At 65.7% G+C, this 20,272-nt stretch carries 16 protein-coding genes; 8 read left to right on the top strand and 8 right to left on the bottom strand.

The annotated features are described in order from the left end of the window. Nucleotides 1-9: 9 nt before the first annotated feature. A complete protein-coding gene (locus QX126_RS05000; protein WP_315776472.1) occupies nucleotides 10-882 on the top strand; it encodes a fumarylacetoacetate hydrolase family protein in 873 nt (290 codons plus the stop codon). Between the two features lie 23 nt (nucleotides 883-905). After that, entirely contained in the window at nucleotides 906-2,540 is a 1,635-nt protein-coding gene (locus tag QX126_RS04995; protein WP_315779652.1) for a thiamine pyrophosphate-dependent enzyme, read from the top strand. 6 nt (nucleotides 2,541-2,546) lie between these two features. Here QX126_RS04995 and QX126_RS04990 read toward each other — a convergent pair whose 3' ends face one another. From QX126_RS04990 to QX126_RS04970, 5 genes are all read right to left on the bottom strand, one after another. Beyond that, entirely contained in the window at nucleotides 2,547-3,776 is a 1,230-nt protein-coding gene (locus QX126_RS04990; protein ID WP_315779650.1) for an MFS transporter, read from the bottom strand. 74 nt (nucleotides 3,777-3,850) lie between these two features. Continuing rightward, the gene (gene alkB / locus QX126_RS04985; RefSeq protein WP_315779649.1) at nucleotides 3,851-4,504 is read right to left on the bottom strand and encodes a DNA oxidative demethylase AlkB; all 654 of its coding nucleotides are present in this window, start codon (nucleotides 4,502-4,504) and stop codon (nucleotides 3,851-3,853) included. Nucleotides 4,505-4,509: 5 nt separating this feature from the next. After that, nucleotides 4,510-5,178 carry a 2OG-Fe(II) oxygenase gene (locus QX126_RS04980; protein WP_409999076.1) on the bottom strand — a complete coding sequence of 223 codons (669 nt, stop codon included), beginning with the start codon at nucleotides 5,176-5,178 and terminating at the stop codon, nucleotides 4,510-4,512. 210 nt (nucleotides 5,179-5,388) lie between these two features. Continuing rightward, nucleotides 5,389-6,741 (bottom strand): amidase, encoded by a 1,353-nt coding sequence (locus QX126_RS04975; protein WP_315779645.1) that lies wholly within the window; start codon nucleotides 6,739-6,741, stop codon nucleotides 5,389-5,391. A gap of 6 nt (nucleotides 6,742-6,747) precedes the next feature. Next, a complete protein-coding gene (locus QX126_RS04970; protein ID WP_315779644.1) occupies nucleotides 6,748-7,074 on the bottom strand; it encodes a hypothetical protein in 327 nt (108 codons plus the stop codon). Nucleotides 7,075-7,264: 190 nt separating this feature from the next. Here QX126_RS04970 and QX126_RS04965 point away from each other — a divergent pair, with 190 nt between their 5' ends. The 4 genes from QX126_RS04965 to QX126_RS04950 all read left to right on the top strand — a co-directional run bounded on the left by QX126_RS04965 (nucleotide 7,265) and on the right by QX126_RS04950 (nucleotide 11,086). Further along, nucleotides 7,265-7,678 (top strand): Zn-ribbon domain-containing OB-fold protein, encoded by a 414-nt coding sequence (locus QX126_RS04965; protein WP_315737267.1) that lies wholly within the window; start codon nucleotides 7,265-7,267, stop codon nucleotides 7,676-7,678. A 4-nt stretch (nucleotides 7,679-7,682) separates the two neighbouring features. Further along, nucleotides 7,683-8,822, top strand: a complete 1,140-nt coding sequence (locus QX126_RS04960; RefSeq protein WP_315779642.1) for a thiolase C-terminal domain-containing protein — start codon at nucleotides 7,683-7,685, stop codon at nucleotides 8,820-8,822. Nucleotides 8,823-8,930: 108 nt separating this feature from the next. Next, complete coding sequence (locus QX126_RS04955) at nucleotides 8,931-9,845, top strand: SDR family oxidoreductase (protein WP_315737265.1); 915 nt, start codon at nucleotides 8,931-8,933, stop codon at nucleotides 9,843-9,845. Nucleotides 9,846-9,970: 125 nt separating this feature from the next. Further along, nucleotides 9,971-11,086, top strand: coding sequence for an SMP-30/gluconolactonase/LRE family protein (locus tag QX126_RS04950; protein WP_315779641.1), 1,116 nt, complete (start codon nucleotides 9,971-9,973; stop codon nucleotides 11,084-11,086). Between the two features lie 933 nt (nucleotides 11,087-12,019). Here the strand turns inward: QX126_RS04950 and ppc are convergent. From ppc to QX126_RS04935, 3 genes are all read right to left on the bottom strand, one after another. Continuing rightward, nucleotides 12,020-14,803: a phosphoenolpyruvate carboxylase gene (gene ppc / locus QX126_RS04945; RefSeq protein ID WP_315779640.1), complete on the bottom strand. Its 2,784-nt coding sequence runs from the start codon at nucleotides 14,801-14,803 to the stop codon at nucleotides 12,020-12,022. 138 nt (nucleotides 14,804-14,941) lie between these two features. Next, nucleotides 14,942-16,486 (bottom strand): acyl-CoA synthetase, encoded by a 1,545-nt coding sequence (locus QX126_RS04940; RefSeq protein ID WP_315779638.1) that lies wholly within the window; start codon nucleotides 16,484-16,486, stop codon nucleotides 14,942-14,944. Nucleotides 16,487-16,663: 177 nt separating this feature from the next. Continuing rightward, a complete protein-coding gene (locus QX126_RS04935; RefSeq protein WP_315737261.1) occupies nucleotides 16,664-17,473 on the bottom strand; it encodes a crotonase/enoyl-CoA hydratase family protein in 810 nt (269 codons plus the stop codon). 102 nt (nucleotides 17,474-17,575) lie between these two features. Here QX126_RS04935 and QX126_RS04930 point away from each other — a divergent pair, with 102 nt between their 5' ends. Both QX126_RS04930 and QX126_RS04925 read left to right on the top strand, forming a co-directional pair. Further along, nucleotides 17,576-18,451 (top strand): SDR family oxidoreductase, encoded by an 876-nt coding sequence (locus QX126_RS04930; RefSeq protein WP_006613814.1) that lies wholly within the window; start codon nucleotides 17,576-17,578, stop codon nucleotides 18,449-18,451. A gap of 132 nt (nucleotides 18,452-18,583) precedes the next feature. Continuing rightward, on the top strand, nucleotides 18,584-20,164 hold the full coding sequence (locus QX126_RS04925) for a fatty acid--CoA ligase (RefSeq protein ID WP_315779637.1): 1,581 nt from the start codon (nucleotides 18,584-18,586) through the stop codon (nucleotides 20,162-20,164). Nucleotides 20,165-20,272 lie beyond the last annotated feature (108 nt).

The raw sequence follows: 20,272 nt of genomic DNA, 5'->3' as shown, positions 1-20,272 counted from the left end.
GACAAGCCCATGACCTCCCCTCGCCTCGCCACCTATGTCGCCGATGGCTCGGTCCGCTACGGACTTGCGACCGACAAGGGCCTCATCGATCTCTCCACGCGTTTCGCCCAGGATTATCCGACCTTGCGCGAGGTGATCGCCGCGGGAGCCCTGCCCCGGCTGATCGATGCCGCAGCCGGGCTGTCGCCCGATCATGGCCTCGATGCCATCAGCTGGCAGCCGCCGGTCCCCGCGCCCGAGAAGATCATCTGCATCGGCGTCAACTATCCCGATCGCAACGCCGAGTACAAGGACGGCCAGGACGCGCCGAAATATCCGTCGATGTTCATGCGCACGCCGCGCTCCTTCGTCGGCCATGACACGCCGCTGGTGCGCCCGCGCGCCTCGCCGCAGCTCGACTATGAGGGCGAGCTGGTCCTCGTAATCGGCAAGGCCGGACGGCACATTCCGGAGAGCGAGGCGCTGGATCACATCGCCGCGCTCACGCTGTGCAACGAGGGCACGATCCGCGACTGGGTGCGGCATGCGAAATTCAACGTCACGCAAGGCAAGAACTTCGATTCGACGGGCAGCCTCGGGCCCTGGATCGTGCCCTACACCAATGAGAGCCAGCTCGCCGACATCAGGCTGACCACGCACGTCAATGGCGAATTGCGCCAGGACGACCGCACGTCGCGGCTGATCTTCGGCTTCCGCTACCTCATCAACTACATCTCGACCTTCACCACGCTTGTCCCCGGTGACGTGATCGTGACGGGCACGCCCACCGGCGCCGGTGCACGGTTCGATCCGCCGCGCTATCTGAAGCCCGGCGACGTCATCGAGATCGAAGCCGAGGGCGTCGGCACCTTGCGCAACGGCGTCGTCGACGAAGCCCTGTAGAAGTTCAGAAACGGAATGTCAGCATGACCACCATGACCGGCGGCGAAGCCATCGTCAGCGGGCTCGTCGCCCACGGCGTCGACACCGTGTTCGGCCTGCCCGGCGCGCAGGTCTACGGCCTGTTCGACGCCTTCCACCAGGCGCAGCTCAAGGTCGTCGGCGCCCGCCACGAGCAGGCCTGCGGCTACATGGCGTTCGGCTATGCGCGCGCCAGCGGCAAGCCCGGCGTGTTCAGCGTCGTACCGGGTCCCGGCGTGCTGAATGCTGGTGCTGCGCTGCTCACCGCCTTCGGCTGCAATGAGCCGGTGCTGTGCCTCACGGGCCAGGTGCCGACCGACTATCTCGGCCGTGGCCGCGGCCATCTGCACGAGATGCCGGACCAGCTCGCGACCTTGCGCACCTTCGTCAAATGGGCCGAGCGCATCGAATACCCCGACAGCGCGCCGACGCTCGTGTCGCGCGCCTTTCAAGAGATGATGTCCGGGCGGCGCGGCCCCGCGGCGCTGGAAATGCCCTGGGACGTCTTTACGCAGAAGGCGGCAACGGCGGCTGCGACGCCGCTGGCGCAATTCGCGCCGCCGCAGCCTGATCCTGATCGCATCGCCAAGGCGGCGGCGCTAATTGCGGGATCGAAGACGCCGATGATCTTCGTCGGTGCCGGCGCGATCGAGGCGCGCGAGGAAATCCGTGAGCTCGCCGAGATGATCGACGCGCCGGTGGTCGCCTTCCGCTCCGGGCGCGGCATCGTCTCCAATGCGCACGAGCTCGGGCTCACCATGGCCGCGGCCTACAAGCTCTGGCCGACCACGGATCTGATGATCGGCATCGGCACCCGCATGGAGCTGCCGACCACGTTCCGCTGGCCGTTCAAGCCGGACGGCCTGAAGTCGATCCGCATCGACATCGATCCCGCCGAGATGCGGCGCCTGATCGTCGATGCCGGCATCGTCGCCGATGCCAAGACGGGCACGGCCGCGCTCGCCGCTGCCGTCAGCAAAGCGGGCTATCGCAAGACATCAGGCCGTCGCGCGGCCATCCGCGACGCCAGCGCTGCGACCTTGCGGGAAATCCAGCAGGTGCAGCCGCAGATGGCCTATCTGAACGTGCTGCGCGAGGTGCTGCCGAAAGACGCCATCGTCACCGACGAGTTGTCACAAGTCGGCTTCGCTTCCTGGTACGGCTTTCCGGTCTACGAGCCGCGCACCTTCATCACCTCGGGCTATCAGGGCACGCTCGGCGCCGGCTTCCCGACCGCGCTCGGCGCCAAGGTCGCGCATCCCGACAGGCCTGTCGTCGCGATCACCGGCGACGGCGGTTTCATGTTCGCCGTGCAGGAATTGGCGACCGCCGTGCAATACAACATCGGCGTCGTTACCCTGGTGTTCAACAACAATGCCTATGGCAATGTCCGGCGCGATCAGCGCGAGCGCTTCGACGGCCGCGTCGTCGCCTCCGATCTCGTCAATCCGGATTTCGTCAGGCTCGCCGAATCCTTCGGCGTCGCCGCCAGCAAGGTCACGTCACCCGACCAGTTCAAGTCGGCGCTGGAGACCGCGCTCGCCCATGGCGGGCCGTATCTGATCGACATCGAGGTGCCTCGCGACAGCGAGGTCTCGCCCTGGGCCTTCATCCATCCGTCGAAGCCTCCAGGGATCTGATCGACCTCACGGCGGGGACGCGCGGCGTCCCTGCAATCCGGCCGCGGCCATCGCCAGCAGGCCGGCCCCGGCCACGAGCCAGCACGCGACCGGCGCCCACTGCACCAGAGGTGCGTAGTCGGGCAGCTTCTGCAGACCGCCGGCGACGGCGGCGATCCGCGCGAAGGTTGCCAGCGCCAGCGCCGAGAAGACGAGCCCGGTCACCTTGCCCTCGGCACCCGTCGTCCCGATCGCGAGCGCCGCGGAAATGGCGCTCATCATCATGCAGCCCCAGGCCGCACCGGCGATGAACTGCGCCACGATCAGCACGGTCAGCGCACCCGCGAGCTCGGCACTGACGATGGCGAGTGCACCCAGCAGCCCGGCAATTCCCATCACCATGAGCCCGCCGCGATGCTTCACCACGACGCTGGCCGGGAACAGCACGAGGTTGAAGCCGATCCAGAACACCGGCATCAGCCAGGGCAGATCCTCCGGCTTGGCAAAGCGCAGATAGAACGCCGAGCTGTTGATGCTGAAATGCAGCTGGTAGCCGAGCGCGAGGATCACCATGGCGCCGATGAACAGCAGCGGCAGTCCCCGCAGCGGCTTGGGCTCGGGCTTGGGATTGGCCGGCGCTTGCGCGGCCGGACCGGCATCCTGCGGGATGCGCGCGAGACCGAGCGCGGTCAGCAGCAGCACCGCCGATGAGATGACGAACGGCAATCGCGGATCGTAGTCGCGCAGGATCACGCCGAGATACGGCGACACGGCGCCGGCCACGCCATAGCCGAGCATGACCAGCGCTGCCAGGAACGGAATGGCCGGCCGGGCCGCATGGCGCCCGAGCAGGGTCAAGGGCGGTGCGCGCAACACCGAGGAGGTCAGCGCCCAGATCGCGATCAGTCCGATGAAGACCGCTGGACCTGCGGAGGCCGCCACGAACGGCAGCGCGACGAAGGCGGCGCAGGATACCGCAGTCAGCAGGCCGACGAAGATGCCGAAGCGCGCGGCCGCGCGCCCGATCCGATCGGCCGCAACTCCCATCGCGGTATCGGACAATGTGAAGATCGCCTGGTCCAGCATCAGGATCAGAACGACGGCCGAGGGCGCGACGCCGGCCTGGGCCGCGAGCTTCGGCAGATAGATCACATAGGTCGTCCACAGCAGCGTGAACACCAGCTGCAGCAGCGCAAGGTGAAGTCCCAATCGCGTCGCCGCCGGCGCTCGCTCCTCCGCAAGTTCGACAGTGCTCATGGCCCCTCTCCCGGGGGCAGCATAGAGCCAAGGATGCCCGTTGCAAAACGAGGAAGATCACAGACCGGCCAGGACTACCGCGCTCGGCGGAAGGTCAGGTTGATGCGCCGGCGGCCGAGCCGAGCATGCTCACCGTCGGCGAGCGGCGCAACGCCGTGAAATGCGAGCCGCGCCGGCCCGCCCCAGACGACGACGTCGCCGTGGACCAGCCGATAGCGTTGCGTCCTGTCGGTGCGTTTGAGCCCGCCGAACAGAAAGGTCGCGGGCAGCCCGAGCGACACCGAGACGATCGGCGCGCCGATGTCACGCTCATCGCGGTCCTGATGCAGCGACATCCTGGCGCCCGGCTCATAGCGGTTGATCAGGCAGGCATCGGGCGCGAAGCCTGCGAAGCCGGCTTCGCTTGCGGCGACCTCGGCAAGTTGATGAAACAGCGGCGGCATCGCCGGCCATGGCTGGCCGCTGTCCGGATCAACAGCATCATAGCGGTAGCCGCTGCGATCCGTGACCCAGCCACACGCGCCGCAACTCGTCATCGCCACCGACATCTGATGGCCGCCCGGGGTCACCATGCGGCGGAACGGCGCCTGCGCCGCGATCGTCTCGATCGCTGTGATAAGCTCCGCCTCCTGCGGCCGCGCGAAGCCGCGCAGCAGCACTGCGCCGGGCGCGAGCTGCTCGCGGGTCGGTCCTGCCAACTCGAGGCCATCGAACAGATCCGCCGTCATGCGCCTCACTTCGCATCGTGAAAGATCACGCCCAGCGTATGCCGCCGGCCGGCGCGCAGCCGGCTGACACCATGGCGCATGTTGACGCGGTAGCTGCCGCGCGTGCCCTGCACCGGACGATTGTGGACCGCGAACACCACGGCATCGCCCTGCCGCAGCGGCACCACCTCGGCGCGCGACTGCATGCGCGGGCGCTGCTCGGTCAGCACGAACTCGCCGCCCTCGAAATCGCGCCCCGGCTCCGACAGCAGGATCGCGACCTGCAACGGAAATACGTGCTCGCCATAGAGATCCTGGTGAAGACAATTGTAGTCGCCCTCGACATATTGCAGCAAGAGCGGCGTCGGCCTGATCTGGCCGGCCTGATGACAGCGCGCCAGGAAGTCGTCGTGCTCGGCGGGATATTGGATGTCGATCCCCATCGTCGCAGTCCAGCGATTGGCGATCGCGACCAGACGCGCATAGAGACGCGGCCGCAGCCGCGCGATCGGATCCGGCAGCGGATAGCTGAAATATTTGTATTCGCCGCGCCCGAAGCCATGTCGCGCCATGACGACGCGGCTGCGGAAATGCCGGTCGTCCGGATAGAGCGCCGCCAGCGCGCGGCAGTCGTCGGGCGACAGCAGCTGCGTCAACACGGCGCAGCCGCGCGCATCGAGGTCGCGTTCCACCATCGCCCAGTCGACCGCGTTGGGGCGCGGCGTGGGTTCGGGCGACGATGGAGTCATCTTGCGTGCCTTGATCATGCAAGCAATGTGGCCATCAGGCTGGTCCAGCGCCACCCGTTTTCCGGGGTAGAGCAAACTCGATCAGAGACAACGCTGCTCCCCGAAAACGAGCTCACGTAGCTCGATACCGAGCCGCAGACATGCCGAGCCGCCGCCTCAGCCCCGCACCACGCCCTCGACCCCCGCCGCGATCTCCAGCAGCTTGCGGTCATTGCCGCCGGATTGCGCCAGCATCAGGCCGACGGGGACCTCGCCATGGCGGTGCGCCGGCAGCGAGATCGCGCAGCCGTCGATCATGTTGATGAAGGTGCAGTTGCGCAGGGCACGGATGTTCTCGCGGGCGAAGACCTGGTCGTCGGCGAGATCGGCGATCCTGGGCGGCGCGTTGGCGGTGGTCGGCATCACCAGCGCGTCATAGGGCGCGATGCGCGCGGCGGCCCGCTTCACCAGCGAGCGTCGGGCATTCAGCATCTCGATGTAGTCCGGCACCGTGATCGCCTCGCCGCGCAGGATGCGGACGGAGACGCGCGAATCATAGACGTCGCCCTTGGCTGTCAGCAGGAACCGGTGCCAGGCGTAGCTCTCGGCCGCGGCAAAGCCGCCCTTCGCGCCGATGAGGCCGACGTCGAGGAACTCGGGGAATTCGATACGCTCGATGAGCGCGCCCTGCTTCGCCAGCGTCTGCAGCGCCCGCTCAAAGGTCTCGGCGACCTCGGCATCGAGCTCGTCGAGCACGATCGTCGTGGGCACCGCGAGCCGCAGACCCTTCACCGGTCGCGCGGCCAGCGGCCGGATCGGCTCATCGGCCAGCACCGAGTCGAGGATCGCGCAGCATGCGACGGTGTTGGCGAGCGGCCCAAAGCTGTCGAGCGTCGACGACAGCGGCACGCCGCCGTCGAGCGGCACGCGGGCCTGCGTCGGCTTGAAGCCTGTGATGCCGTTGAAGGCGGCGGGGATGCGGCAGGAGCCGCCGGTGTCGGTGCCCAGCGCGCCATAGGCCATGCGGTCGGCGATCGAGACGGCGGCGCCCGACGACGAGCCGCCGGGGACATGGCCGACCTCGCGCTTCCAGGCGCTCTTCGGCGTGCCGTAATGCGGGTTGATGCCGATGCCGGAATAGGCGAACTCGGTCATGTTGGTGCGGCCGATCACGACGAAGCCGGCCCGGCGCAGCCGCGCCACGGCAGGCGCATCGGCCTCGGCCGGCGCGGAGTCGTCGAGCGCGCGCGAGCCGGCACGGGTCACCTGGCCCTTGATGTCGAACAGATCCTTGATCGAGACCGGAATGCCGGCGAAAGGCGACGGCGCGGCATTGGCCTTGCGCAGCGCGTCCATGCCGTCGGCGGCCGCCAGCGCGGCGTCCTTGTCGACATGGATGAAGGCGCGCCCTCCCTCGCCGGCGGGATCGGCGATCCGGGCCAGACACGCCTCCACCAGCTTGCGCGACGTGGTGCGGCCAGCGGCGAGATCGTCGGCCAGCGCGGCCAGGGTCGGATTTGAAGCGGTCATGGCGTCCTATCGCGTGTGATCAGCGGCATCGGCCGCGATATCCATATCGAGCAGCGCGGAACTCAGCGACTTGCCGTGCGCATCCAGCGCCAGCGAGCGGGTCACCCCGCCGCCGAGCGCCCGGCTCATCACGAAATTCAGCGCCGCAATGTTGGGCAGCTCATAGCGGACCACCTTGCCCCGGACAATGCCGGCGAAGTGGGCCCTGACCCGCTCGGCCGTCACCTGTGCGAGCAGCAATGGATAATCCTTGGCGTCGTAGGCGATGACGGAGATGTTCGAGGTATCACCTTTGTCGCCGGTCCTGGAATGGGCGATGTCGCGCAGCTTCATCTCGTCTCCGATCATGCGGCCGCATCAAAGACCAATTTTCATCAGGCGGCAATTGCCGTCCAAACACCTCTGCGCCTCCCGGAGGGCCGCATGCGTAGCGTGATGGACCGTTGACGCGTCTGCGTCAAATGGCGCATCACGGATGCAAAGGAGCGGGCGACGGAGCCCGCCGCAGGGAGGATCAACCGGGATGGCCGAGCCGATGCGTGCACGCCCCAAACCGACACCCGAGACGCAGCATTTCTGGGACGGCACCCGCGCTGGCGAATTGCGGCTGCAGCGCTGCGACGCCTGCGCCCACGTCTACTTCCCGCCGCGCCCGTTCTGTCCGGCCTGCGCCAGCCGCAAGGTCAGCGTCTTCAAGGCCACGGGCAAAGGCACGCTCTACAGCTACGTCATCAACCATCGTCCCCCGGCGCCCGGCTTCACGCCGCCCTACGCCATTGCCGTCGTGGCGCTCGAAGAGGGCCCGCGCATGATGAGCAACATCACGGGCTGCCCCCAGACACCGGAGGCATTGGAGCTCGACATGCCGCTCGAAGTCACTTTCGAGCCGCTCGACGAACAAATCACCCTGCCCCTGTTCCGGCCGGCGAAAGGATAGCGCCATGCGTCGAAACCAGGTGGCCGTGGTCGGCGCGGCCGAGACCACCGAGCTCGGAATCATCCCGACGATGTCGCAGATCCAGCTGCATGCGGACGCGGCGCTGAATGCCATCGCCGATGCCGGGCTCAAGCTGTCGGACATCGACGGCTTCGCCACCGCGGTCGAGACGCCGCAGCAGATCTGCCATTATCTCGGCATCACGCCGACCTGGGTCGACGGCACCTCGGTCGGCGGCTGCTCCTTCATGCTGCATGTCCGCCACGCCGCGGCTGCGATCGAAGCCGGCCTATGCAAGACCGTGCTGATCACCCACGCCGAGAGCGGCAAATCGATGATCGGCAGGCTGCCGCGCTCGATTCCGCCGGACAGTCTGCAGGGCCAGTTCGAGGCGCCGTTCGGCATCTCAGGGCCGCCCAGCATGTTCCCGATCCCCGTACTGCGCTACATGAAGACCTACGGCATCACCCATGAGCAGCTCGCGATGGTCGCGGTGGTGCAGCGGGAATGGGCGGCGAAGAATCCGCGCGCGATGATGAAGGACCCGATCACGGTCGACGACGTCCTCAACTCGCGCATGATCGCTTATCCGTTCCGGCTGCTGCAATGCTGCCTCGTCACCGATGGCGGCGGCGCACTGATCCTGACCTCGGCCGATCGCGCCAAGGATTTTCCGCAGAGGCCAGTCTATGTTCTCGGCACCGGCGAAAGCGTGGAGACGCCGATGGTCAGCCAGATGGAGACGTTCAATTCGTCGCGTGCCTTCAAGGTCGCGGGCCCCCTCGCCTTCAAGGAAGCCGGCATCAGCCACGCCGACGTCGACCATCTCATGATCTACGACGCGTTCGCGCATCTGCCGCTGTTCGGGCTCGGCGATCTCGGCTTCATGCCGCATGAGGAGACCGGCCCGTTCATCGCTGCCGGTCACACCCGTCCAGGCGGCAAGCTGCCGCTCAACACCAATGGCGGCGGCCTGTCCTACATGCATTCGGGCATGTACGGCATGTATGCGTTGCAGGAGAGCGTGCGCCAGATGCGCGGCATCGCCCCGGCGCAGGTACCAGGAGCCAAGATCTCGGTGTGTCACGGCGTCGGCGGCATGTTCGCCGCGTCAGGGACGATTATTTTCACGAACGAAGGATAACCACCGTCATTCCGGGGTGCGCGAAAGCGCGAACCCGAAATCTCGAGATTCCGGGTCTGGTGCTGCACACCAGCCCGGAATGACGGGGCAAAACAAGGAGACCTCCCCATGACCAAATCGCTCCAGGACAAAGTCATCATCGTCACCGGCGCCGGCCGCGGCATCGGCCGCGAGATCGCGCTGCTGTGCGCCGCCGAAGGTGCCAAGGTCGTGGTCAACGATCCCGGCGTCGCCTCCGACGGCTCGGGCACCAGCGCAGCGCCGGCGGAGGAAGTGGTCGAGGAAATCAAGAAGCGCGGCGGCACGGCGGTGGCGAATTTCGAGAGCGTGTCCGAAGCGATCCCGGCCAGCAAGATCGTGAAGGCCGCGACCGACCACTTCGGCAAGCTCGACGGCGTGGTCAACAATGCCGGCATCCTGCGCGACATGATCTTCCACAAGATGAGCATCGAGGCGTTCGAGGCCGTCATCAAGGTCCACCTGATGGGCTCGTTCTATGTCGCTCACTCCGCCGCGCGGCTGTTCCGCGAGCAGGAGAGCGGCTCCTTCGTCCATTTCACCTCGACCTCAGGCCTGATCGGCAATTATGGCCAGGCCAACTACGCCGCGGCAAAGCTCGGCATCGTCGGCCTGTCGAAGTCGATCGCGCTCGACATGGGCCGCTTCAACGTGCGCTCCAATTGCGTCTCGCCATTTGCCTGGAGCCGCATGATCGGCACCATCCCGGCGGAGACCGAGGCCGAGAAGGAGCGCGTCGAACGCATGAAGCGGATGGGGCCCGAGAAGATCGCGCCCGTCGTCGCCTATCTGCTCGGCGATGCCTCGAAAGACGTCACCGGCCAGATCTTCGCCGTTCGCATGAACGAGATCTTCCTGATGAGCCAGTCGCGCCCGCTGCGCTCGGTGCACCGCGGCGAAGGCTGGACGCCGCAGACCATTGCGGAGCATGGCATGCCGGCGCTGAAGCCGTCGTTCTACAAGCTCGATCGTTCCGCCGACGTGTTCGGCTGGGATCCGATCTGAGATTTGCAGCGCGCAAAATGTGCTTGCAGCGCACACCATCTCAAGTTGTTTTTTATCCAAACGACCCGCGCGTTGCCATGATTTCGTCGTATGGTCGCCTCCCAACAAAAGTCGGGAGGACATAGATGACGAATGCACGACACGACCTCACGCAGGATTCGCCGGCCGGAACTGATGGCTTCGACCGGCGCATGCTCCTCAAGGGCGTCGCCGGCTTTGCCGCGGCGGCAGCGGCAGTCTCGCCGGCCGGTGCCCGCGATTTCGGACCGGGCGCGCAGCCGCAACGCTATCCGGATCCCGACATCGTCGTGATCGACGAGAAGCGCTTCAAGGCCAAGGTTGGCAACACCACGATCAAGCGTCTGTTCACCGGCTGCCTGTGGGCGGAAGGTCCGGCCTGGAACGCGCAGGCGCAGTATCTGGTCTGGAGCGACATCCCGAACAACCGACAACTGCGCTATCTCGACGACGACGGCCACATCTCCCAGCAGTTCCGCAAGCCATCGAACGAATCGAACGGCAATACCTTCGATTATGAAGGACGGCAGATCACGGCCGAGCGGACCCGCCTCGTCCGCTTCGAGCACAACGGCTCGGTCACCGTTCTCGCGGAGAAGGCGAACGACAAACCCCTCAACGGCCCGAACGACATGGTCGTCAATCCCAGCGACAAGTCGATCTGGTTCACCGATCCCGGCTACGGCTCGATCAACCTGTATGAAGGGCAGAACGCCCGCAGCGGCTCCAACCAGCCGTTCCAGAAGGAAGCCGTCTACCGCGTCGATGCGCAGTCCGGCGCGATCACCAAGGTCGCGGACGAGCCGTTCAAGCCGAACGGCATCGCCTTCAGCCACGACTACAAGAAGCTCTACGTCTGCGACACCGGCATCACGCACTATCCGAACGCCAAGAACGTGATCTGGCAGTACGACGTCAATGGCGACAAGCTGGCGAACCCGAAGGCGTTCATCGACATGACGCTCGACGGCAAGTCGGGCTTCGCGGACGGGCTGCGGGTCGACATCGACGGCAACATCTGGGTCGGCGCCGGCTGGGTCGGCGAAGGCTATGACGGCGTCCACATCTTCGCGCCGGATGGCGTCCGCATCGGCCAGATCAAGCTGCCGGAGATCTGCGCCAATGTCTGCTTCGGCGGCAAGAAGCGCAATCGCCTGTTCATGACCGCGAGCCAATCGCTCTATGCGGTCTATGTGGAGACGCAGGGCGCGCATATCTGTTAGGCCGGAAAACCGCCCTTGCTACGAGGCGTCCCTGCGAAAGCGGGGATGCCTCGTCAACGATGGGGCCACACTCACACTGCCGTCCCGGACAGGCGCGCGGTACGCGCGCGCAGATCCGGGACCCATAACCCCAGGGAGACGTGGGAGGCACGATGGTCGATCCTCCTCGCCCAGCCACATCTGCCTGCGGCTCCGGGTCCGAATCAAGACCGGGACCCGACGAAGGGACGCACCTCACCTTCTGAAACGAATAAAGCGCTTGCTATTTTTCGGAAATCATGTTCTTCTCTCGCCATCCCGCCTCATGCAAGGGGCGTAGCGCGCGATCGTCACGACACGCGAGGCGGGGATGCGATGGCCGCGGTTGAGCCGCAGCGTGTCCCTGGATGCGCGGACGAACGGCTTTGCCGCGGACGTGAAATCGCGTGGTCCTGGCGCCCCGAAGCAGGCGTCAAGTCCGTGGTGATGCCCAGCGCATCGCGCGGGCGACGGTGTCTACGAGCCGGCACACCGGGGAGATCGCGTATAAGCGTGAAGACATCGCGCGGGGAATGCCGGATGTTCGGCTGAACCTGTGGTGACTGCCGCCTGCTTTCTTTTCTGCAGGCGGGCCATGGGTGAGGCCTTCACCCGGCATTCCCCGCGCCCTTGCACTCTCGTGAGGGACATGTTCGCTGCATGCACTCGGGCGCGAAACGCCGCGAGGACGAGATCGTATGTCATTTGCTGCTTGAGCCGCAAATCAGTCGCACCACCGCTGTCGTCCCGGGCAAGCCACGATGCGCGCAGCGCGTCGTGGCGCCGACCCGGGACCCATACGCCGCGGCGGCCGTGATAGGCGAAGGTCGACAACGCATTCGCCCCAAACTACTCCCTGGTGTTATGGGTCCCGGCGTTCGCCGGGACGACAGAGAGTCTGTGGTTACAGCCGAGCTATCCCGTATTTCTCAACCCCGCCGAGATGCCGTTGATCGTCAGCTGAATCCCGCGCAGCACCTGCTCGTCCGGGTTCTGCGCGCGGTGCTCCTTGAGAAGCTCGACCTGCACGTGGTTGAGCGGATCGAGATACGGAAAGCGGTTGCGCACCGAGCGCTCCAGCAGCGGATTGCCCTGCAGCAAGCGCTCCTGTCCCATGATATCGAGCAACGTCTCGATCACCAGATTCCATTCGCGCCGGATGCGGCCAAAAATCTTTTCGCGCAGGGCCTCGTCCGGGACCAGCTCGGCATAGCGCGAGGCGATGGCGATCGAGCTCTTGGCGAGCACCATGTCCATGTTCGACAGCAGCATGCGGAAGAACGGCCATTCCTGATAAAGCTCGCGCAGGAACGGCATGCCCTGCTCCGGATTTTCCGCGATCCAGGTCTCGACCGCGCTGCCGAAGCCGTACCAGCCCGGCAGCATCAGCCGGCACTGCGCCCAGGAGAACACCCAGGGGATCGCACGCAGGTCCTCGATCGCGCGCGTCTTCTTGCGCGACGCCGGGCGGCTGCCGATGTTCAGGGTGGCGATCTCGTTGATGACCGTCGAGGCCCAGAAATATTCGACGAAGCCGTCGGTCTCGTAGACGAGGCCCCGATAGGCCTTGAAGGCGAGCTCCGAGAGCCGATCCATGGCAGTCAGATACTCGCGCTTCGGCGCCGGCTGCCGCGGATGCAGCAGACTCGCTTCGAGCGTCGCCGCGGCGAGGATCTCCAGGTTGTTGCGGCCAACCTCTGCGTTGGAATACTTGCTGGAGATGATCTCGCCCTGCTCGGTGATCCGGATCTGGCCGTTCACGGCGCCGCCGGGCTGGGCGATGATGGCGTCATAGCTCGGACCGCCGCCGCGGCCGACCGATCCGCCGCGGCCATGGAACAGCCTGAGCCGGATGCCATGGCGTTCGAAGATGTCGACCAGGCCGATCTCGGCCTTGTAGAGCTCCCAGCCCGAGGTGACGAAGCCGCCGTCCTTGTTGCTGTCGGAATAGCCGAGCATGACCTCCTGCACGGCGCCGCGGCTGTCGACCAGGCGGCGGTAATCGTGCAGCGCCAGCATGCGGTCCATGATGGCGCTGGAGGCCTGCAGGTCCTCGATGGTCTCGAACAGCGGCACGATATTGACGGCGCAGCGGCCCGAGGGATCGATCAGGCCGACCTCCTTGAGCAGCAACGCCACCTCGAGCATGTCGGACATGCCCTTGCACATCGAGATGATGCACTGGGGGATCACGTCGGCGCCGAAGGTCGCGTGCGCCTCGGCAGCGGCGCGGAACAGCGCGAGCTCGCCGATGGTCTCGTCGCTGTACTTGACGAATTGCGATACGAGCGGCCGCGCATTGCGCAACTCGCTGACAAGCAGGCCGACCCGCGCATCCTCGCTCAGCGCCATATAGGACATGCCGGGCATCGCGGTGTCGATCAGCTCGGCGACCGTTCGCTCGTGCACCGCCGAGTTCTGGCGGATGTCGAGCCGGGCCAGATGGAAGCCGAAGCAATCCACGGCACGCCGCAGCAGCCGCAGCCGCCCGCGGGCGATCACCTCGGCATTGTTGGCGACCAGCGAGTGATGCAGCACGTCGAGATCATCCTGCATCTGCTTGACGCTGTCGTAAGGCGCCACCGCCGCCACGGGAAGGCGGCTGATCTGGATACCGAGCTTCTTCGCCGTCGCCGCCAAGCGCGCATAGATGCCGGACACCGCCAGGCGATAAGGCTCGCCGTGACGATGCGGCGACGTGTCCGGCGAGCGCTCGGCCAGCGCACGCAGCTCCTCGGAGACATCGGCGAGATGCGCGGCGATGGACAGCTCGCTGCCGAGCAGATGCAGCTCCTCGAGATAGTAGTGCAGCGCCAGGCTGGATTGCAGCTTGAGCGTTCCGCGCATCACCTCGGCGGTCACGAATGGATTGCCGTCGCGATCGCCGCCGATCCAGCTCCCCATGCGCAGGAACGAGGCGAGATCGCCCGCCACCTCCGCTCCGTCATTGAGCCGATCCTCGAGCGAGCACAGCAGCCGCGGCACCTCACGCAGAAACGTGTAGTCGTAGAACGACAGCCCGTTGGTGACCTCGTCGAGCACCGTCAGCTTGGTCCGGCGCAGCAGGTTGGTCTGCCACAAGGTCAGCACGGCGCGGCGCAGCGCCTCGTCATTGGCCTCGCGCTCATCCGGCGTCAGCTGCATCCGCTCGCGGCGGTCGAGCAGCATCGCGATCTCCATCTCGCGATCCATCGTGCTCTTGCGCCGCACCTCTGTCGGGTGCGCGGTCAGGACCGGGCTGACCAGCGCCGTCGAGAAGAACTTGCGCAGATCGGAAGCCTCGAACCCGGCGGATTTGGCGTGAGCGAGCGTCGCCGCCAGCATGCCGGCCCCGCCATTGGAATCGCTCTTGGCACGCATGCGCCGGATGTTGTTCTGGTCCTCGGCAATGTTGGCGAGGTGAGAGAAATAGCTGAAGGCGCGGACGATGCGGACGGTCTCAGCCGTCGTCATGCCGTCGAGGATCTGCTCCAGCTCGCGCCGCGCCTGGCGGTCTTCGTCGCGGTGGAAGCGCACCGATGTCTGGCGGATGCGCTCGACGAGGTCGAACAATTCGGCGCCCTCCTGGTCGCGGACCGTATCGCCGAGGATGCGGCCGAGCAGCCGGATATCGTCCCGCAGCCGCGCATCCTCCTCCATGGCCTGCGCCTCGGCAGCGCGGTTGGGACGGATTTCCTCTGTCATGGTTTGCGGCGACATGGATGCGCTCTCCAGCAGCTGCCCATTTACGGGTCAGTCTGCCGTATCTATACCGCAGCGCAAGATCAAGAAGGAGGCGTCGCCTGCCCTATTCAATGCTCACGTGACGTCTTCTCATCGCTGAGAGCCGCCAATCGATCAGATCTTTCGCCCTGCCTGCGCCCAATAGGGGTCGCGCAGCCGCCGCTTGAAGATCTTGCCGGAATCCTCACGAGGCAATTTGTCCTGGATTTCGATGTGCTTGGGCACCTTGTAGTCGGCCAGCGAAGCCCTGAGCCGGTGTCTGATCTCGCCGGTGTCCAGCACGACGCCGGGCTGCGGCTCGACCACGGCCATCAGGGCTTCCCCGAACTCGGCATCGGGAATGCCAAATACCGCGCAATCGTGCACGCCGGGCACGGCATGCAATACGGCTTCGATCTCGGCCGGATAAATGTTGACGCCGCCGGAGATCACCATGTCGCGCTTGCGGTCGCACAGGAAGACGTAGCCCTCGGCATCGATGTAGCCGACATCGCCCGAGGTGATGAAGCCGTCGCGGTCGATCTCGGCAAGCTTCTCCGGCTTGTTGTGATAGGTAAAATCCGGATTGCCCGCGATGCGCGAATAGATCTCGCCAACCTCGCCCTGCGGCAGGATGCGGCCGTCCTCGCCGAGGAAACGAAGCTCGGCGCCCGGCGAGACCTTGCCGACGGTGCCTGGCTTCCTCAGCGCGTCCTCCGAGGTTGCGAAGGTGACGGCGCCGGATTCGGTCGAGCCGTAGAACTCGTAGATGACCGGCCCCCACCAGTCGATCATCGCGCGCTTGACGTCGGCCGGGCACGGCGCGGCAGCGTGAATGACATGGCGCAGCGACGATACGTCGTAGCGGCGGCGAACCTCCTCCGGCAGCTTCATCAGCCGGATGAACATCGTCGGCACCATGAAGATCGTATCAATCCGCTCTGTCTGGATGATGCCGAGAAATTCTTCCGGCTCGAAGCGCGGCATCAGCACCAGCGCGCCGCCGAGACGTCCGGCACGCAGGCCGAACGCATTCGGGGCAGAATGATACAGCGGCCCCGGCAAGAGCGCGCGCGAGCCCGGCTTCAAGCCGTAGATCAACGCTCGCATGCGCTCGGCCGACGCGGCCTGCTCCACCGTCGGCGCATTGCGGCGCACGCCCTTGGGATGACCGGTCGTGCCCGAGGTGTAGATCATGTTCTGCGGCTGTGGCACCTGCGGCCCTTCGTAAGGGCTCTGCTGGGCAAGCCAGCCCTCGAACTCGATTGCGAACTCCGGTGTTGCGAGCAGATCCGCGCCGATCTTGTAGTTGGACAGAATCTCCGGCGGTGTGGGCACGCTGAGCGCCGTGACATCGGCCGGTATCGCCCCGGCGAGCTGATGCAGCAGATCGGCGTGACCGATCAGCACCTTGGTCGCGGAGTCCTTGAGGATGTAGTCGATCTCCTCCGGCTTGAAGTGCCAGTTCACCGGCACGCCATAGGCGCCCAGCCGCATCGCGCCATAGGCCGCCTCGATGAAGGCGATGTCGTTGCGCATCAGCATGCAGACGCAATCGCCCTGGCCCACGCCGAGCTGCGCGAGGCCGCTGGCGATCCGCGCGGCGCGGTCGGCGATTTCGACGTGGCTGCGCCGGCGCTCGCCGGAGATGATGCCGCAGAACAGGGAGGACGTTTCCATTTTCTTTGTTATCCGATCTGGCGTCGGTTTGAGTTTCGGCCGTCATTCCGGGCCGATGCGCCGCGACAAAACGGCGGAGCCGTCTTGCGCGGAGCATCGAACTCAGGTGCGCAGTTGCGCACCGGAGAATCTCGAGATTCCGGGCCTGCTCCTTCGGAGCATCCCGGAATGACGGACTCAGTCCGCAAACTTCGGCGCGCGCTTCTCGATGTTGGCGCGCACCGATTCGAGCTGGTTCAGACTGCCGATCAGCTTCTGCTGCTCGACCGATTCGGCGAGCAGCGCCGGCCCCGGATCGACCGAGAGATTGTTCAGCATCCGCTTGGCGGCGCGGATCGCATCCGGATTCTTGCCGGCGATCTCACGCGCGGTCTCCAGCGCAGCCGCGCGCGGATCGGCGCAGATGCGGGTAACGAGGCCGTAGGACTGGCCTTCCTCCGGCGAGAACACCCGGCCCGTGTAGGTCAACTCGCGCAGGATGTCGTCGCGCATCAGGGTCGCCAGGATCGGCGTGCCCGCCATGTCGGGCACCAGACCCCACTTGATCTCCATGATCGACATCTTGGTATCCGGCGCGACGTAGCGCATGTCCGCGCCGAGCGCGAGCTGGAAGCCGCCGCCATAGGCGACGCCATGCACTGCAGCAATCACCGGCACCGGCAGCTGCCGCCAGCCCCAGACAGCCTGCTGGGCGAAATTCGCCTTGCCGTGGGTGCGAATGGTGAGGTCGCGCTTCTCGCCGCCGGGTATGCCGTTGCCGCCGGACTCCTTCATCGCGGCGAAGCGGCCCATGTCGAGGCCCGCGCAGAAGGCACGCCCCTCGCCGGACAGCACCACCGCCCGCAGTCCCTTCTCCTTCGACAGCCGGTCGGTCGCCGCGACCAGCGCCTCGAACATCTCCATGTCCAACGCATTCATCTTGTCGGCGCGAACCAGGCGAACGTCGGCGACGCCGTCCTTGATCTCGATCGCGAGGCGGTTGTCCATCGAGCGGTCTCCCTACGGATGTCTTTGTGACTTTACAGAAGGCTGTCGGAGCGATTTAGTCAATCGACCAATTAACTCACAACATGTCAGGCGGAAACTCCCATGTTCAAGGACAATCTCCTCGAAGGTCGACGCATTCTGGTGACCGGCGGCGGCACGGGCCTTGGCAAAGCGATGGCTGCACGCTTCCTGCAACTCGGCGCCGAAGTGCATATTTGCGGCCGGCGGAAAATCGTCTGCGACGAGACCGCGACCGAACTGATGGACCTCTACGGCGGCCGCGTGACCAGCCATGGCGTCGACATCCGAAATGCCATGGCGGTGGAGGAAATGATCGAGGCCATCTTCCAGGAAGGCGGTCTCACCGATCTCATCAACAACGCGGCCGGCAACTTCATCTCCCGCACCGAGGAATTGAGCCCGCGCGGCTTCGATGCCGTCGCTAACATCGTGATGCACGGCACGTTCTACGTGACGCATGCCGTCGGCAAGCGCTGGATCGCTGCGAAGCAACCGGGCAACGTCGTGTCGATCACCGTGACGTGGGTGCGCAACGGCTCGCCTTACGTGGTGCCATCGGCGATGAGCAAGTCGGCGATCCACGCCATGACGATGTCGCTTGCGACCGAATGGGGCCGCTATGGCATCCGCCTCAACACCATCGCGCCCGGCGAAATCCCGACCGAAGGCATGAGCAAGCGCATCAAGCCCGGCGACGAGGCTGGCGCGCGGACCAAGGCGATGAACCCGATGGGTCGCGTCGGCACCATGGAGGAGCTGCAGAACCTCGCGGTGTTCCTGATCTCCGGCGGCTGCAACTGGATCAACGGCGAGACCATCGCGATGGACGGCGCCCAGGCGCTGGCGATGGGCGGCAACTTCTATCAGTTGCGCGACTGGAGCGACGACGATTGGACCAAGGCCAAGGAGTCGATCAAGGCGCAGAACGAGAAGGACCGCGCGACGCGCACGAGCTGACGGCCGAATCGCCCGGTTGATCGGCGACGTGCGCCCTGTAGACTGATCGAGAGATGCTTGCTCCGGCGCGATCCGGGACGAGGACCACGACAAGACATCAAACAAAGAACAAGACGCAATCGGAGGGGAAACATGTCCGTCTCGACGGCATCGTCGACGCTCGTCGACGTCGTGCGCGACAGAGCGCAAACGCTGGGCTCCGCCACCGCCTATGAGTTCGAGGGGCGCATCACCAGCTTCGCCGCGTTCGACCGCAAGACCAACCAGGTCGCCAACGCGCTGAAGGCGCTTGGCGTCAAGCCGCACGAGCGGATCGCCTATTTCGGCAAGAACAGCGACATCTATTTCGAGCTGCTGGTCGGCGCCATGAAGGCCAACGTCGTCATGGCGCCGGTGAACTGGCGCCTCGCCGGTCCCGAGGTCGCCTTCATCGTGGAGGACTGCAAGGCTCCTGCCCTGTTCGTCGGGCCGGAATTCATCACGATGATCCGCAACATCCGCGACCAGATTCCAAGCGTGCGGCACATCATCACCACCGAAGGCGGCGCGCCGGAATGGCAGGACTACACGGCTTGGCGCGACGCGCAGAGCGCGGATGATCCGGGCGTACCAATCACGCCGCAGGACATCGCGCTGCAGCTCTACACCTCCGGCACCACCGGCAAGCCGAAAGGCGCGATGCTGTCGCACGCCAACTTCCTCAACCTCGTCAACACCGGCAATCCCGAGGAGAAACCGGACTGGAACAAATGGTCGACCGACGACGTCTCGCTGATCGCGATGCCGATCTTCCACATCGGCGGCTCCGGCTGGGGCCTGATGAGCCTCTATCACGGCGCCCGCGGCGTGATCGCCCGTGAGTTCGATCCGACCAGGATCCTCGACTTCTTCGAGCAGTCCGGCATCACCAAGCTGTTCATGGTGCCGGCGGCGATGCAGTTCGTGGTGCGGCAGCCGCGCGCGCGGCAGGTCGATTTCTCCCGCCTGAAATACATGCTCTACGGCGCCTCGCCAATCCCGGCCGCGCTGCTCAAGGAATGCATCGACGTGTTCAAATGCGGCTTCGTGCAGATGTATGGCATGACCGAGACCACCGGCACCATCATCGCGCTGCCGCCCGAGGACCATGTCGAGGGACTGGAGCGCATGCGCTCCGCCGGCAAGCCGTTGCCCGGCGTCGAGGTCGCGATCATCGATCCCCTCGGCAATCCGCTGGCGCCGCGGCAGGTCGGCGAGATCGCGACGCGCTCGGGCTCCAACATGACCGGCTACTGGAACCTGCCGGAGGCGACCGCACGCACGCTCGGCAAGGACGGCTGGCTGCGCACGGGTGATGCCGGCTACATGGACGAGGACGGCTACGTCTACATTCACGACCGCATCAAGGACATGATCATCTCCGGCGGCGAGAACATCTATCCGGCCGAGGTCGAGAGCGCGATCTGCGATCATCCCGATGTCGCCGAGGCCGCGGTGATCGGGATTCCCGACGACAAATGGGGCGAGGCCGTCAAGGCGATCGTCGTGATGAAGCCTGGCACGCGCGCCACCGAGACCGACATCATCAATTTCACCCGCACCCGCATCGCCGGCTTCAAGACGCCGAAGAGCGTCGACTTCCTCGACGCCCTGCCGCGCAATCCCTCCGGCAAGATCCTGCGGCGTAATCTGCGCGACCCGTACTGGGCGGGCAAGGACCGGCAGGTCAATTGAGTGCACGCACCGCCATCCTGGATCGCTTCGCTTGCGCTCGCGATGACGCCGTGGAGAGAGTGCGCGCTCCCTCTCCGCCGTCATTGCGAGGCGCCTTGCGCCGAAGCA

The organism is Bradyrhizobium sp. SZCCHNPS1003 (assembly GCF_032381555.1).
Lineage (GTDB): Bacteria > Pseudomonadota > Alphaproteobacteria > Rhizobiales > Xanthobacteraceae > Bradyrhizobium.
Note: the sequence above shows the minus strand (reverse complement) of the source record. Positions and strands in the feature narration are given on the sequence as shown.

What these genes read in the sequence shown, in the direction of transcription:
- QX126_RS04980 (WP_409999076.1), bottom strand. Translation starts at nt 5,178, where the DNA reads ATGGTGGAACGCGACCTCGATGCGCGCGGCTGCGCCGTGTTGACGCAG.
- QX126_RS04965 (WP_315737267.1), top strand. Translation starts at nt 7,265, where the DNA reads ATGGCCGAGCCGATGCGTGCACGCCCCAAACCGACACCCGAGACGCAG.
- QX126_RS04975 (WP_315779645.1), bottom strand. Translation starts at nt 6,741, where the DNA reads ATGACCGCTTCAAATCCGACCCTGGCCGCGCTGGCCGACGATCTCGCC.
- QX126_RS04935 (WP_315737261.1), bottom strand. Translation starts at nt 17,473, where the DNA reads ATGGACAACCGCCTCGCGATCGAGATCAAGGACGGCGTCGCCGACGTT.
- QX126_RS04950 (WP_315779641.1), top strand. Translation starts at nt 9,971, where the DNA reads ATGACGAATGCACGACACGACCTCACGCAGGATTCGCCGGCCGGAACT.
- QX126_RS05000 (WP_315776472.1), top strand. Translation starts at nt 10, where the DNA reads ATGACCTCCCCTCGCCTCGCCACCTATGTCGCCGATGGCTCGGTCCGC.
- QX126_RS04940 (WP_315779638.1), bottom strand. Translation starts at nt 16,486, where the DNA reads ATGGAAACGTCCTCCCTGTTCTGCGGCATCATCTCCGGCGAGCGCCGG.
- QX126_RS04970 (WP_315779644.1), bottom strand. Translation starts at nt 7,074, where the DNA reads ATGAAGCTGCGCGACATCGCCCATTCCAGGACCGGCGACAAAGGTGAT.
- alkB (WP_315779649.1), bottom strand. Translation starts at nt 4,504, where the DNA reads ATGACGGCGGATCTGTTCGATGGCCTCGAGTTGGCAGGACCGACCCGC.
- QX126_RS04925 (WP_315779637.1), top strand. Translation starts at nt 18,584, where the DNA reads ATGTCCGTCTCGACGGCATCGTCGACGCTCGTCGACGTCGTGCGCGAC.
- QX126_RS04930 (WP_006613814.1), top strand. Translation starts at nt 17,576, where the DNA reads ATGTTCAAGGACAATCTCCTCGAAGGTCGACGCATTCTGGTGACCGGC.
- QX126_RS04960 (WP_315779642.1), top strand. Translation starts at nt 7,683, where the DNA reads ATGCGTCGAAACCAGGTGGCCGTGGTCGGCGCGGCCGAGACCACCGAG.
- QX126_RS04990 (WP_315779650.1), bottom strand. Translation starts at nt 3,776, where the DNA reads ATGAGCACTGTCGAACTTGCGGAGGAGCGAGCGCCGGCGGCGACGCGA.
- QX126_RS04955 (WP_315737265.1), top strand. Translation starts at nt 8,931, where the DNA reads ATGACCAAATCGCTCCAGGACAAAGTCATCATCGTCACCGGCGCCGGC.
- ppc (WP_315779640.1), bottom strand. Translation starts at nt 14,803, where the DNA reads ATGTCGCCGCAAACCATGACAGAGGAAATCCGTCCCAACCGCGCTGCC.
- QX126_RS04995 (WP_315779652.1), top strand. Translation starts at nt 906, where the DNA reads ATGACCACCATGACCGGCGGCGAAGCCATCGTCAGCGGGCTCGTCGCC.